16 protein-coding genes are annotated in these 13,291 nt (G+C 57.2%); all 16 read left to right on the top strand.

Annotation, left to right across the window (positions count from 1 at the left end):
- On the top strand, nt 1–1,764 hold a 1,764-nt coding region (locus SMC5_RS03950; RefSeq protein WP_119119682.1), incomplete at its 5' end, for an aldehyde ferredoxin oxidoreductase family protein.
- Between the two features lie 68 nt (nt 1,765–1,832).
- The gene (locus SMC5_RS03955; protein WP_119119683.1) at nt 1,833–2,117 is read left to right on the top strand and encodes a ubiquitin family protein; all 285 of its coding nucleotides are present in this window, start codon (nt 1,833–1,835) and stop codon (nt 2,115–2,117) included.
- On the top strand, nt 2,110–2,997 hold the full coding sequence (locus SMC5_RS03960; RefSeq protein ID WP_207799043.1) for a HesA/MoeB/ThiF family protein: 888 nt from the start codon (nt 2,110–2,112) through the stop codon (nt 2,995–2,997). Before SMC5_RS03955 ends, SMC5_RS03960 begins: the two co-directional genes overlap by 8 nt.
- A 484-nt stretch (nt 2,998–3,481) precedes the next feature.
- Nucleotides 3,482–4,267 carry a prepilin peptidase gene (locus SMC5_RS03965; protein ID WP_119119684.1) on the top strand — a complete coding sequence of 262 codons (786 nt, stop codon included), beginning with the start codon at nt 3,482–3,484 and terminating at the stop codon, nt 4,265–4,267.
- Between the two features lie 34 nt (nt 4,268–4,301).
- Nucleotides 4,302–5,498, top strand: coding sequence for a type IV pilus assembly protein PilM (pilM, locus tag SMC5_RS03970; protein ID WP_165848962.1), 1,197 nt, complete (start codon nt 4,302–4,304; stop codon nt 5,496–5,498).
- On the top strand, nt 5,498–6,076 hold the full coding sequence (locus SMC5_RS03975) for a hypothetical protein (protein ID WP_119119686.1): 579 nt from the start codon (nt 5,498–5,500) through the stop codon (nt 6,074–6,076). The genes pilM and SMC5_RS03975 overlap by 1 nt, the downstream gene beginning before the upstream one ends.
- Nucleotides 6,069–6,725: a hypothetical protein gene (locus tag SMC5_RS03980; RefSeq protein WP_119119687.1), complete on the top strand. Its 657-nt coding sequence runs from the start codon at nt 6,069–6,071 to the stop codon at nt 6,723–6,725. Before SMC5_RS03975 ends, SMC5_RS03980 begins: the two co-directional genes overlap by 8 nt.
- Before the next feature lie 10 nt (nt 6,726–6,735).
- Complete coding sequence (locus tag SMC5_RS03985) at nt 6,736–7,071, top strand: hypothetical protein (RefSeq protein WP_119119688.1); 336 nt, start codon at nt 6,736–6,738, stop codon at nt 7,069–7,071.
- Nucleotides 7,072–7,093: 22 nt separating this feature from the next.
- Nucleotides 7,094–8,176 carry a M24 family metallopeptidase gene (locus SMC5_RS03990; protein ID WP_119119689.1) on the top strand — a complete coding sequence of 361 codons (1,083 nt, stop codon included), beginning with the start codon at nt 7,094–7,096 and terminating at the stop codon, nt 8,174–8,176.
- Nucleotides 8,177–8,279: 103 nt separating this feature from the next.
- Complete coding sequence (gene efp, locus SMC5_RS03995) at nt 8,280–8,840, top strand: elongation factor P (RefSeq protein WP_119119690.1); 561 nt, start codon at nt 8,280–8,282, stop codon at nt 8,838–8,840.
- Between the two features lie 4 nt (nt 8,841–8,844).
- The gene (locus tag SMC5_RS04000) at nt 8,845–9,168 is read left to right on the top strand and encodes an Asp23/Gls24 family envelope stress response protein (RefSeq protein WP_165846222.1); all 324 of its coding nucleotides are present in this window, start codon (nt 8,845–8,847) and stop codon (nt 9,166–9,168) included.
- Between the two features lie 3 nt (nt 9,169–9,171).
- Entirely contained in the window at nt 9,172–9,588 is a 417-nt protein-coding gene (gene nusB, locus SMC5_RS04005; RefSeq protein ID WP_119119692.1) for a transcription antitermination factor NusB, read from the top strand.
- 14 nt (nt 9,589–9,602) lie between these two features.
- Nucleotides 9,603–9,848: an acylphosphatase gene (locus SMC5_RS04010; RefSeq protein ID WP_126854935.1), complete on the top strand. Its 246-nt coding sequence runs from the start codon at nt 9,603–9,605 to the stop codon at nt 9,846–9,848.
- A 16-nt stretch (nt 9,849–9,864) separates the two neighbouring features.
- Nucleotides 9,865–10,755 (top strand): polyprenyl synthetase family protein, encoded by an 891-nt coding sequence (locus SMC5_RS04015; RefSeq protein WP_119119694.1) that lies wholly within the window; start codon nt 9,865–9,867, stop codon nt 10,753–10,755.
- Nucleotides 10,752–12,599, top strand: a complete 1,848-nt coding sequence (gene dxs, locus SMC5_RS04020) for a 1-deoxy-D-xylulose-5-phosphate synthase (RefSeq protein WP_165848963.1) — start codon at nt 10,752–10,754, stop codon at nt 12,597–12,599. The genes SMC5_RS04015 and dxs overlap by 4 nt, the downstream gene beginning before the upstream one ends.
- Before the next feature lie 42 nt (nt 12,600–12,641).
- Nucleotides 12,642–13,291, top strand: a 650-nt coding sequence (locus SMC5_RS04025) for an NAD(+)/NADH kinase (protein WP_133299158.1), incomplete at its 3' end; no start/stop codon positions are given.

A 13,291-nucleotide genomic window follows, 5' to 3' on the forward strand; every position in this document is an offset into this window, starting at 1 on the left:
CGCGATTTTCTGGGCAGCACCGGACTGGCCGCGCGGTATCTTTATGATTTGGTCAATGAGCAAACCGATCCTCTGGGGCCGGATAATCCGCTTATCCTGATGCCGGGTCTCCTCAATGGCACGAGCGGCCCCAGCGTCAGCCGCTGGGGCGCCGCCGCCAAATCTCCGTATACCGGATTTTATGGTGATGCCAACGCCGGCGCCTGGTTCGGCGCTGAGCTCAAGAATGCTGGTTACGACGGTATTATCCTCCAGGGCCAGTCCGTGCGGCCGGTTTATATTTACATCAAGGATGGCGTGGCCGAAATTAAGGATGCGGGCCATCTCTGGGGGAAGGATACCTACGAGACTCAGGAAGAAATCAAGAAGGAACAAGGCGATAACCGTGTGCAGGTGGCCTGTATCGGCCCCGCCTCGGAGAACCTGGTCCTATACGGCAATATCATGTCCGAGCACGGCCACTGTCTCGGCCGGGCAGGACTGGGCTGCGTAATGGGCTCAAAGAAGGTCAAGGCGATTGCGGTACGCGGCAAGATGAAGCTGCCTATGGCTCTGCCGGAAGAATTCCGCGAAACCGCAAAGCAAGCCATGAAGGAGGTCAAGGAAGGTTTTCTGTCCATGATCATGCACGAAACCGGCACGGCGGGCTGGATTGATTCCGCCATATCCTATGGCGACGGGCCGGCCAGGTATTACACCGCTCCAACTATGCCGGAATCAACAAGAATAAGCGGCGCCGAGCAATTGGAGAAATATCAGATCGGAAATACCGCCTGCTACGGCTGCCCTATCCGTTGCCGCAAGGTGCTGGCGATCAAGGAAGGAAAGTATCTGTATGATAACGTCGAAGGCCCCGAGTATGAAACCCTGGTGGCATGGGGCGCAATGATGGGGCTGGATCTGGATATGTCCACCGCCGTATATATTAATGAGCTTTGCAACGGGTACGGGTTTGATTCGATCAGCAGCGGCGCCAGTGCGGGCTACGCATTTTATCTTTACAGCCTGGGAGTAATTACCGAAAAGGACACCGGCGGGCTTAAACTTACCTGGGGTAATACGGATGCGGCAATCGAACTGTTGCATCTGATCGGTAAAAATCAGGGATTTGGCGCCGTACTGGCAGGCGGGACGAAACGCATGGCCCAAAGATACGGCCGTCCGGCGGGGGAAGCCGTCCAGTGCAAAGGACTCGAATTTCCCATGCACGATCCCCGGGCATATCATTCCATGGGTCTGGTTTACGCCACTGCCGCGCGCGGAGCTGATCATAACAAGAATGATGCCTATCAGGTGGACGGTGGAACAAGCCATCCCGATCTGGAACTGGAAATCACCGACCGCTTTGCGGGCGATAAGGCCGCAGGCGTGGAAAAAGGGCAGAACTTCCGGGCGCTGACCGATAACCTCGGCTTTTGTCACTTCGCCCAAATACCGTTTAACTTGATGATTGGCATGGTTAATACCGCTACCGGCTGGAATACGACCGTGGATGAATTATTGAAGGCCGGGGAACGCACTTTCCAGTTGCAGCGCGCATTGTCCTGCAAGCTGGGCGTCACCGCCAAAGACGATGTATTGCCGGAACTGGCCATGAGGCCGATTCCCGATGGCGGGCAGGAAGGCCATGTACCCAACATGGGGAAGATGTTGCCTGAGTATTATGCTATTAGAGACTGGAACAAGACTACCGGCAAACCTTCGAAAAAACGTCTGGAGAGTCTCGGTATGCCGGAAATCGCCGGATCCATCAGGGCGGAATAATTGTAGTAGAGAACTCAGTGGAAATAGCAAAAACTCTCTCTTGGAGGCATTATTAATGGGTAACGTAGTTGCCTGCAATTAATATCAACTTCATCGGGTCGTGGAGGATTTTCTTAGGGGCACGAACCGTAATCGTCAATGTGGATAGTATTGACGATGTCAGAGTGTATGTGGAGACCAATTTTGGCCCCGTATTCGAGAAAAAAATTAAGTCCATTGGAGCTGGGAAAAAGCAGTCCATTTGGGATAACAGTAATGTCCTGCTCAACGGCACGAACATAAAGTTGTTGAATAGAATAGACCTTAAAGATGGCGACAAGCTCGATCTGTTGCCTAGAGTAGCCGGTGGTTGAGAAGACGATGTCGAATCTGGCCAAGGATCAACCTCTTGATATAATGATTCGTAAGCTTTCCAAAAGCTTAGTGACGCCCGACAAGAAAAAAATGCGGGTTATAGACCTGCAAAGTGTTCGGCTTATTTCCTCTAAAGAAAAGGTTACCCGTCGGGAAGTCGAGATTTTCTGTCTCGAGAATAATGTAGTTCCTGTCCGCTATTTGCGTAACATAGGCACAATAGGTATTGAAGGGCAGTTAAAACTGCTTCGCTCCACGGTTGCCGTCTGTGGAGCGGGTGGCTTGGGGGGAACGATCATAGAATTACTTGCCAGGCAGGGTATTGGTCATTTAGTGATCATTGACAATGACAAATTTGCAGAAAACAATCTAAACAGGCAGATAATAGCCACGGAAAGTGATCTGAACAAATCTAAAGTTAAAGTTGCCGCGGCCCGAGTTAAGAAAATCAACTCCGCCGTTGTCGTTTCCGCCTTTTATAAAACCATTAATTCCAGGAGCATTAAAAAATTAATAATAAATGCAAGCGTGGTGCTTGACGGGTTGGACAATTTGAAAACCCGCCAGATTGTGGCCCGTGCCTGTGGTGAATTGGAAATTCCCTTTGTTCACGGAGCTATAGCTGGTTTCAGCGGTGAGCTGATGACCATCTTTCCGGGAGATAAAGGGCTTAACGATATTTGGGGTTTATCCGCCGATGAAAACGGATGCGGGATTGAAACGTATACAGGCAATCCCGCGGCAACTGCGGCGGTAATTGCCGCATGGGAAGTACAGGAAGCGATAAAAATAATTACGGGGATCGGGACTCCGGTTCGTAACCGTCTCATATTTTTGGATTTTGCTGACGGTACCTTTGACGAAATATCCTTATTATGAAATTCTGAACGGGAATCCATCCTGCGCCCCCTCTTCACGGGGGCTTTTCCCATATCTGGGGGTTGTCCTTCCCCCCCCGAGCACTTTCTTCCCATGCGAGGGGTGCTCTCGGCGAAGGCGGGAATCCATGCGTTGAGGTGTAACAATCTTGGGACAGAAGCTCCCCTCAGAACGCCCCTCGCATTGAAAAGAAATACTCGGGGGTCTTGAACAGAAAGGCTCGGGGTGTCCCAAAGTGTAACACTGTTACAATAACGGGACAGAAGCTCCCCTCGTCTTGAACAGAAAGGCTCGGGCGGTCCCAAAGTGTAACATACTAGCGGGCGCGGGCAGGTCTTGCATTTTGCATCTCGTTGCCCAAACTATGTATAAGGAACGGCGGGCTGTGCTATACTAAACGACGATTAGTGGGCACATGCAGCGTTGAGAGATCGTACGGTGCCATTCTGAGCGTATGAAGGAGTGTTGAGAGGATGGATCGCTTGTGACAGGCTTGCTGGGCGTTGTTCCCGAGGTCCTCTATCTTGCCGTCTGCTTCATAGCCGGTACCTTCATGGGGAGTTTCGTCGGCGTCCTCACCTATCGCATACCGCGGGATGAACAGTGGGTCAAAGGGCGGTCTGTCTGCCCGGCCTGTGGTCATCAGCTACGTGTTGCTGACCTTGTGCCGGTCTGGAGCTATGTGTTTCTGCGCGGGCGTTGCCGGTACTGTCATGCGCGGATCGGGGTTCGGTACCTCTGGACCGAAGTGTGCACGGGCCTGTTGTTTGTTGGCTTGGGCTGGGGCCTGGGGTGGAGTGTCGATGCCCTGAAGTTTGCGATCATGACAGTTCTTGCGCTGGCGGTGGGGATCATCGACTTCGAGACGGGTCTCGTGCCCGACGCGGTCGTCTTACCCGGAACCGCCATTGGTCTTGTCTTTGGTGCGCTTGCAGGATGGCATAGCTTGGTTGGGGCGGCAGGGGGAGCGGCAATCGGTGCGGGTCTGTTTGCGCTGATTATCCTGTTCTCGAGAGGTGGCATGGGCTGGGGTGATGCGACTCTGGGTCTCATGCTCGGCGCGTTCCTGGGCTGGCGGCTGGCTGTTGTCTTTCTGATGCTGGCGTTCATCATCGGGGCGTCTGCAGGGATCGTTCTCATGGTATTCTTCAAGAAGAAAGGAAAAGACTCGATGCCCTTCGGACCCGCTATGGCCGTGGGTGCATATGTCGCAGCTGTTGCGGGAAATGACCTGATCACCTGGTACCTGGCAACCCTGTTCCACAGGTAGAAATCCGACGGTCGACCGCATAAGGAGGCACCTCGTGTTTGGGCTAGAAAACAAAGCAACACCGATCATTGGAGTAGATATTGGGGCGAGTACGATCAAGTTGGCTCAGTTCAAGCGAGACAAGAATATACTGAGCCTTGTCAACTTTGGCGTTGCTCCAACCCCCGAGGGGTGCATCGAAAATGGGAAGATCGTCAAGGGTGATATCATCAGTGAAGCGCTCAGCTCCTTGCTATCGCTGCATTCTTTTGTGGGCAAGCGTGTGTCGGCTTCGGTTTCGGGCCAGTTGGTGACGGTCAGGCAGATTACTGTGGATGATATCCCCCGCCAGCCGCTGGACGATATCGTCAAGTGGGAGATGGAGAAGCACATCTCCTATCCCATCGAGGACGCGGTGTTCGACTACCAGGTGCTGTCCCGATCTCACACGGGCGACGGTGGCATCAAGGCGAACTGCCTGGTGGCCGCTGCTCCACTGGAGATCGTCAACGCCCTTGTGGGCGTCATCCGCAAGACGCATCTGGAGCCGGTGTTCATCGAAGTGGAACCCTTTGCCGAGTTGCGCCTGGTGGACTACGTTTCCTATAAACGACCCGATCTGGACGCAAAGACCATCGTCATGGTCAACATCGGGTCGACCATCACGTCCGTCAACGTTGCGGATCAGTCCGTGATCCGGCTCACGCGCATGATCCCGTTTGGAGGCGCGCGGATCTCGCAGGCGATCGCGTCAACTCTGGGAATCACCATAGAGCGTGCAGAAGAGCTGAAGCGGGAGTCCGTCAATATGGACCCGCAGGCCAATCTCGAAGCGGGTACCGAGGCAGAACGCGCCACGTCCGCAGCACTGCCCATCATCGACGAGTTGGTCCTCGAGATCCGTCGGTCTCTCAATTACTATACGACACGGTTCGAAAGCGACCGCCCCCTGCACCTGATCCTGTCAGGTGGTACGGCCAACCTCAAGGGCGTCGCCGACTACATCGAAGTATCGACTGGGTTCACGGTCGAAATAAACCGTCTGTTGCTCGATGTTGCCAAGTACGACCCGAGCATGTTTGCGGAATCCTATTTGATTGAGATGGCTCCCATGTTCAGTGTGGCTACGGGCCTTTCGCTCCGCGAGTTTGAGGCGGCTGCTGCCAGGAAGCGCTCTGACCGGAAGAAGGCCAAGCCTGTCGAAGCTGGTGAAAGCCTTCTGACGTATCGCCCTGGTTCGGAGGGACTCTGATGATTACCATCAACCTTGTTCCACGCGCACGAAGGCGGAGACAGACTCAACTGACCCATGAGGACAGGACGCTCATCTTCGTTGTGGTTGCCATCCTGGTGGTGCTCGCAGCATCATATAGCTACGCCAGGTGGATCGTCGCACAGACGACAACTCATCTGGCCGACCTCAACACGCAGATTGCCGCTCTCGACAGCGAGCAGAAACTGCTGGACCTCAACAGGTCGCTCGCACAGCGCTCCATGACGATGGAGACCAACGTCGTCACGGCCGTGCAGTTGCAGGTCAATACGAACCAGGTCCTGGATGATCTTGCGAAGGACCTGCCCAAGGCGTGTACGCTGACTCAGGCGGACATGACGGTCTTGCCGGGTACCTTGGTGATTGCGGCTACCAGCAGTCAGTTCGTCGACCTGGTGCGCTTTTTCAACGCGCTCAGCGCCGACAAGAAGTTCAAGGATGTGCACATCGACGGCTACCAGGTGCCCTATGCGACGGGCGCGGTGGTCCAGGGACCGCAGGCACAGGCAACCATGAACCTGACGTTGACATGGGTGGGGGGAGGCAAGAATGGGTAGGAATATTCCAATCAAACTTGTCGTCGTGATCCTTCTGCTCGGTGTCATCTGTTTTTTCTGCTACCGCTACGTGCTCAACCCTCAGCTTGTCCAGCTCCGGGATCTGCGCGATCAGACTACGGCGGCTGACACGAAGCTGTCTACGCTCAAGGAGGTCCAGGGGCAGCACGCTGCGTTCGTGACTCAAAATGCGTCCTACGTGGCGTGGATCGGCCAGCTTGCACAGATCACGCCCGTGGTGTTCGACCAGCATGAGCACACACGCTTTCTGCTCGACCTTCAGGCGGTTGGCACAGCTAGCGGTATCATGTATACCAGCATTCAGGTTTCGGACGCCTCCATGGGTCAGGGTGCTGCTGCCGCTCAGCCGGCGGAGGTGAAGCTTGCGAAGACCGTGGGCGTCACCATGAATTTCACCGCCAAGGATTACGCGACCATGCGACGATTCCAGGATACGTTCCGCACGAAGTTCAAGTACATCATGGTCTCCTCGAACCTGACCATCTCGCACGGTGCCCTCGGATTGCCCGCTCAGGGCAACCCGTATACTTGCTCTATGACTGCGTGGATGGTCCTGAGCCCTGACGCGACGATCGTCGGCGCGCCGGCTCCTGTAGCACCGGCTCCTCAGCCGGACGTGGTCCAATAGGAGGCGTGTGATGGCACAGAAAGCAGTACCGACGACCAACATTCAAGTGGTTCCGGCGGGCAAGAAGGTTGCGCCGCGTCCGCGGAAGCAGCCCAGAGTCAAGATTTCGGCGGGGACCTGGATCTTCATCGTGATCCTGCTGGCCAGCTTCTCCGTCTGGAATTTCTATTTCCTGCCGCGTATGGGACAGACGACTGTCACGCCTTCTGTCCCCCCGGTGTTTCAGATGGCTCAGCACAAGGACCTGACCATGGTCAACACCCAGCTCAAGATGAGGCAGACGTTCCTGACCGTGACGCCTCAGCCGATCCCGGGTGAAACAGGCAAGGCTAATCCATTCGAATAGCACCGATACAAGGAGATGAACCGTGGAAAATCAGTATTATGGCAACAGGATTCGACAGCTGCAAGGGCGCATGGCCAGTGCGAACGTGGATGCCTTTTTCACGCTTGCAGCACCCAGCATGCGCTATCTTACTGGTTTCACGGGCGAAGAGGGGTACCTCCTCGCGCTCCATGATGGCATGCACCTTGTTGTCGATGGCCGGTTCACGACACAGGCGCAGGAAGAGTGCCCGTGGCTGGACGTCACCCTGTACGCTGGGCACTTCAGCAAGTCGGTTGCGAACCTGCTTGTCGCAAGCCATGCTCATTGGCTCGGGTTCGAGAAGGAACGTGTTTCCTTTGTGCAGGCGGAGCAGATGTGTGCCGCGTTCCCATCGGTAACCATGGTCCCGACCGAGAGCGTGGTCGAAGACATGCGCATTGTCAAGGACGACCGCGAGCTGGACACGATGCGTGCTGCGGGGCGTGTTGCGGACAAGGCGTTCAACGCGATGGTCCGCCAGTTGAAGGCTGGTATGACCGAGAACGACGTGGCAGCTCTGCTGGAATACGAAATGCGCAAGGCCGGCGCCCAGGGCACCAGTTTTTCAACGATCGTAGGGTCGGGCGCTCGTGGGGCACTACCACATGGGATCGCTTCCGGCAAGGTCATCCAGAACGGCGAGGTCATCGTCATCGACTTCGGTGTCAACTACGAGGGCTACATGAGCGATTGTACCAGGACCGTAGCGCTCGGCAAACAGCCCGCGGATGTGCTGGACGTCTATGCAAAACTGCGTGCAGCACAGCAGCTGGGCCTTGACTGCATCAAGGCGGGCGTGAGCTCGCGTTCCGTCGACACTGCCGTGAGAGGCAAGCTTGGCGAGAGTGGGCTGGCGCAGTACTTTACGCACGGCCTGGGGCATGGGGTGGGACTCGAGATTCATGAAGCGCCTCGCCTTTCCCAAGGGACCGACACGGTGCTCGAGCCGGGGCAGGTCGTCACCTGTGAACCGGGGGTTTACCTTCCAGGACGCTACGGCATGCGCATCGAGGATTCGGTCATCGTGACAGCGACTGGGTTCGAATCATTGACTGAGTTGCCCAAGGAACTGGTTCTCCCCTGAGTGCTCCAGAGTGTGGCGGGGCCGAGAGCGTGAATGCTTGACGCAACGCCGGTTGGCGTGTACAATAGCCGCGATTGATAGCCCAGTATCAGGAGGTTAGACATTGATTTCCGCCAATGAATTGCGCACAGGTGTTACGTTTGAGATAGACGGTCAGGCGTTTGCCGTCATTCAGTTCACGCATATCAAGCCCGGTAAGGGCTCTCCATTTGTCCGCCTCAAGATGAAGAACCTCATGTCCGGCAACGTCGTTGAGCAGACCTTCCGTCCCGATGAGAAGGTCAAGAGTGCATATCTCGAGCACAAGAAGATGCAATACCTCTATGATGCTGACGGTGTCTACACCTTCATGGACTCAGGGACATATGAGCAGATCGGCCTGACTAAGAATGATCTTGGCGATGCTGTCAACTATCTCATCGAGAACATTGTGGTCGACGTCGTCTACTTCCTGGAGAAACCGGTGAGCGTCGAGTTGCCCACCTTCATCGAGGCGACTATCACGCACACTGAGCCGGGCATCAAGGGCGATACGGCCACGGGCGCCAACAAGACCGCGGAAATCGAGACCGGGTTCTCACTTATGGTTCCGCTGTTCGTCAATGAAGGGGACAAGATTCGTATCGACACCCGCAGCGGAGACTACCTCGAGAGGGTCAAATAAACTCATGGACAAAGTCCTTATCACTGATGCTGCACTGGAGTCTCTCATCGTCCACGCCTGCCTGTCGGTTGAGGGCGTAGAGTCGATGTGGAAGGGTCTCAAGGAGCACTTTCCATGCTGGGATCGCGGGGGTCACGAGCCTCACGGCGTGAGTATCACGCGAAGCGGCCTTGAGTTGACGCTCGACGTGTTTCTTGTCGGACGATTCGGGACGGACCTTCGCAAGCTTGCCGGCAGTGTGCGGGGCGCTGTCGCCAAGGAAGTTGAAGCCTCCACTCCGTATCACATCCAGGAGGTCAACGTCCATATCGCCGACGTGCGAGCCTGACGCATGGCGACGACTCAGGGAGTTCAGAACCGCCGGCGCTCGCGCGAGATAGCGCTGCAGGTCTTGTATAGCCTGGCGCAAGGCAATGCCTCGTATGACCAGACGTTCGACACGTACGTTCATGAGCCTCCGCTCGTGCTGGCGTACGCGCTCAAGCTTATCCAGGGGGTCCAGGCCCATCAGGACGCCATTTTGGCCGAAGTGGGTACACACACGCAGAACTGGGGGATCGACAGGATCGCTGTCGTCGACCGCGTGATTCTTTCGATTGCTGTTTTCGAGATGAAGTATGGCAAGCCTCCCATCAAGACGGCCATCGCGGCCAATGAGGCCGTTGAACTGGCCAAAGAGTTTGGTGGCGCTGAATCGGGGAGTTTTGTGAACGGCGTCTTGCGTGGTGTCGGAGGCGCGGGAGACTGACCGAGCGGGTGCCCTTGAAGAATCTGGTTGCGGACGTGTCCGGCATGGTGCAGGGAGTCGGGTTTCGATACTTCGTGGAGCAGACGGCGGTTCAACTCGGGATCGACGCGAGGGCCGAAAACATGGAAGACGGTACTGTACACATTGTCGCATCGGGCGACGAACAGCGGCTCTTACGCCTGGTGGAACTGGTCAGGCAAGGGAGCCGTTACTCATCTGTGGACCACGTCGACTACGTGATCACAGATCGATGTGCGTAGCTGGAAGGGAGCTGACATGGATATCAGGGACCATCTCAACGAGGAAGCGCACTACATCGACGGAGTGCTTGCTGACTGCCTTGCTCCGCTTCAGGGATCCGTCATGCATGCAGCGATGTCCTATGCGCTGCTTTCGCCGGGCAAGCGTGTCCGCCCTGCTCTGTGTCTTGCCGTCTATGAGGCGTGCACCCGTGACAGGGAGCGCATCAAGCCGGTTCTCGCTGCTATCGAAATGGTACACGCGTACTCCATCATTCAGGATGACTTGCCTTCGATAGACAACAGCGACCTGCGGCGCGGCAAGCCGACGACACATAAGGTTCACGGCGAGGACATGGCGCTTCTGGCTTCCGATGCGCTGCTGACCATGGCATTCGAGGAGCTCTCGTCCGCGCAGATGGTCGATGCCTTCGGCGCTGAGCGGTGTATTGATGCAGTGCGGATGATGGCCACTCTGGCGGGTGCCGAGGGTCTCGTCGGCGGGCAGGCGATGGATATCATCACCTCCAGCGACGAACACGTCGAGCTGGGCACGATCGAATATATCCACAAGAACAAGACTGCGGCACTTATCCAGGCTTCGGTGCTGCTTGGCGGCATCTTTGGCTGTGCCAGCGAGACTGACATGGGCAGGCTGCGCGCATTTGGCGAGAACTTTGGTATGGCGTACCAGATCGTGGATGACATCGCGGACGCCAGTGCAACCGAAGCGCAAACCGGCAAGACCGCCGGTCAGGACGTCAAGAACAAGAAGGCGACCTATGTGACCGCGCTGGGGCTTGTTGACGCCAGGGAGAAGGCATTGCAGTATCTGGCGAGCGCTCGTGAGTCGGCGCTTGCGCTGGATAGCGGTGGAGAATTCCTGACGGGCCTCGTCGACCTTCTTGCGGAAAAGGCTCGAAGTTGATTCTCGAGCACGTCTCCTCTCCTGCCGACATCCGGGGGCTGGACATCCCCCAGCTGCGGACGCTGGCGGCTGAATGCAGGCAGGTCATTCTCGACACGTGCTCGATCAACGGTGGGCACCTTGCGTCGAATCTGGGAGCCGTCGAGCTGACGATCGCACTCCACATGACGCTGGATACGCCGACGGATCAACTCGTCTGGGACGTTGGCCACCAAGGCTATACGCACAAGCTTCTCACCGGCCGCTACAAGTCGTTCAGCACGCTTCGGCAATGTGGGGGGATCAGCGGGTTTGTGAATCCCAATGAATCTCCGTATGACACATTCCTGGCGGGGCACGCGTCGACGTCCCTTTCCATGGCAGCAGGTCTTATTGCGGCGCGGCGCCTGGATGGCGGACACCAGCGGGTGGTCGCGGTCATCGGTGATGGCGCGCTGTCCGGCGGCATGGCCCTGGAAGCACTCAACAACCTCGGACGGGCGCACGGCCAGTGCCTGGTTATCCTCAACGACAACGCCATGTCCATCTCCCGGTCTGTGGGAGGCTTGGCGTGGGCACTGAACCGGCTGCGGACGCGTACATGGTACCTGCGCGTGCGTGAGTCTCCGCTGGTGGGGCGCGGGCTTCGCTGGCTGAGAACCCTGCTCAAACGGCTGTACCTGCCCACGATCTTCTTCGAGGAACTGGGTTTCCGGTATTTCGGGGTCGTGGATGGACATGACATCGGCAAACTCATCGAAGCGATCGACATGGTCAAGGATATCCAGCAGCCTGTCGTCCTGCAGGTCGTGACCGTCAAGGGCAAGGGATATGAGCTGGCCGAACGACAACCGGCTCATTTCCATGGCGTCGCACCGTTCCTCATCGAAAATGGGCTGAGCAAGGAGGAGAAGTCCATGCCGACCTACTCCGACGTCTTTGGCGAAACGCTGATACGGCTCGCGGAGACAGACCAGCGCATCGTCGCCATCACGGCTGCGATGATGGACGGTACTGGTCTTGCCGAGTTTGCCAGGCGCTTTCCCGATCGCTGCTATGATGTCGGCATTGCCGAGCAGCATGCTGTCGGCATGGCGGCGTCGCTGGCCAGCCGAGGGTACAAGCCGTACGTCGCGGTCTACTCGACGTTCCTCCAGCGCGCATACGATCAAATCGTCAACGATGTCGGCATCGGCAATCTGCCTGTGCGGTTCGCGGTCGACCGGGCTGGACTGGTCAGTGATGACGGGCCGACCCACCAGGGTGTCTTCGACGTCGGCTTTCTGAAGAGCGTTCCCAGCATGACCGTGTGTTCCCCGGGCGACCACAGGGACTTCCTGCGCATGCTGGAACTGTCAGTTGCTGCCACCGGGCCATTTGCTATCCGGTATCCCAAGGACGTCGCCTACGACCTGAGTGAACAGATTGGTGAGCGCCCTCCCATGATTGCCGGGACTGGTGCTCTTGTGGCGGAAGGGAGTGATGTCGCCATTGTTTCGTTGGGGCCGGTGCTTCGCTCGGCCCTGGAAGCCCGGAAAATCCTTGCAGGCGATGGAGTCCAGGTGTGTGTTGCGGATCTCCGTTTCGCCCAGCCACTGGACACCCGTCTCCTCACACGGCTGGCCGCCACGTGCCAGGCAGTGTTGGTTGCTGAAGAGACGACACGCTCTACGGGCGTCTACGACGCGGTCGCCGAAGTACTCGTTCGTTCCGGCATGAACATTGCGCGTATCGGACGGTGTGGTGTTCCCGACGCGTTCCCTGTCCAGGACAAGCGAGCACACCTCCTTAGTAGCTATCAACTCGACGCACAGGGGCTGGCGCTTGCGGCGCGTGCCCTGCTGGCCGGAACAGATGGGCGGTAGCGGCTTGAAGCCTCGCACATCCGTCGTACACTGTAGAGCGTGATGAAGAGCATCGTCTACTACCCTGCGGACTCCAAGGACGCGCGTGAAGTCGAGCGTGAGATTCGGCCCTACCTGACTGGCAAGGGGGTCGAGGTCGTTACTGTGACCTCGAAGGACGACCTGTCCGCCCTCCCGTCTGGAGTGGCGGACGGTTCCTTCATTCTGAGCCTGGGTGGCGACGGGACCTTCCTGCGCGCCTCACGACTCAGCACCCAGCTGGGGTTGCCCGTCCTCGGTATCAACCTGGGCTCTCTCGGTTTTCTCACAGACGTCGAAGAGAATGAGGTCTATACGTCGCTCGACGCTGTCCTTGCACATTCGTACACGGTGGAGCACCGTCTCGTCCTTGAGGCTCGCGTTGTGCGGGAGGGTCAGGATATCCTCACTACGACGGCTATCAACGACATTCTGGTGGTCCGGGACCTTACGGGCAAGATCCTCACGTTCGAGGTCTTTATCGGTGGCGTGCGCGCAGGGCAGATCACAGCAGACGGCATCCTGGTGTGCACACCCACCGGTTCGACAGGGTACTCGCTGGCCGCTGGAGGCCCTATCCTGGATCCTACCGTCGAAGCACTTGTACTCACTGCTCTTGCGCCACACGACTTCACGTCGAGGCCTCTGGTCATATCGGCAGGCAGTGAGATCAC

This window comes from Candidatus Cryosericum odellii, assembly GCF_003570935.1.
GTDB lineage: Bacteria > Caldisericota > Caldisericia > Cryosericales > Cryosericaceae > Cryosericum > Cryosericum odellii.

Coding starts and splice junctions, on each gene's coding strand:
- SMC5_RS03975 (WP_119119686.1), top strand. CDS start 5,498: ATGATTACCATCAACCTTGTTCCACGCGCACGAAGGCGGAGACAGACT.
- SMC5_RS03980 (WP_119119687.1), top strand. CDS start 6,069: ATGGGTAGGAATATTCCAATCAAACTTGTCGTCGTGATCCTTCTGCTC.
- SMC5_RS03985 (WP_119119688.1), top strand. CDS start 6,736: ATGGCACAGAAAGCAGTACCGACGACCAACATTCAAGTGGTTCCGGCG.
- SMC5_RS04000 (WP_165846222.1), top strand. CDS start 8,845: ATGGACAAAGTCCTTATCACTGATGCTGCACTGGAGTCTCTCATCGTC.
- nusB (WP_119119692.1), top strand. CDS start 9,172: ATGGCGACGACTCAGGGAGTTCAGAACCGCCGGCGCTCGCGCGAGATA.
- SMC5_RS04015 (WP_119119694.1), top strand. CDS start 9,865: ATGGATATCAGGGACCATCTCAACGAGGAAGCGCACTACATCGACGGA.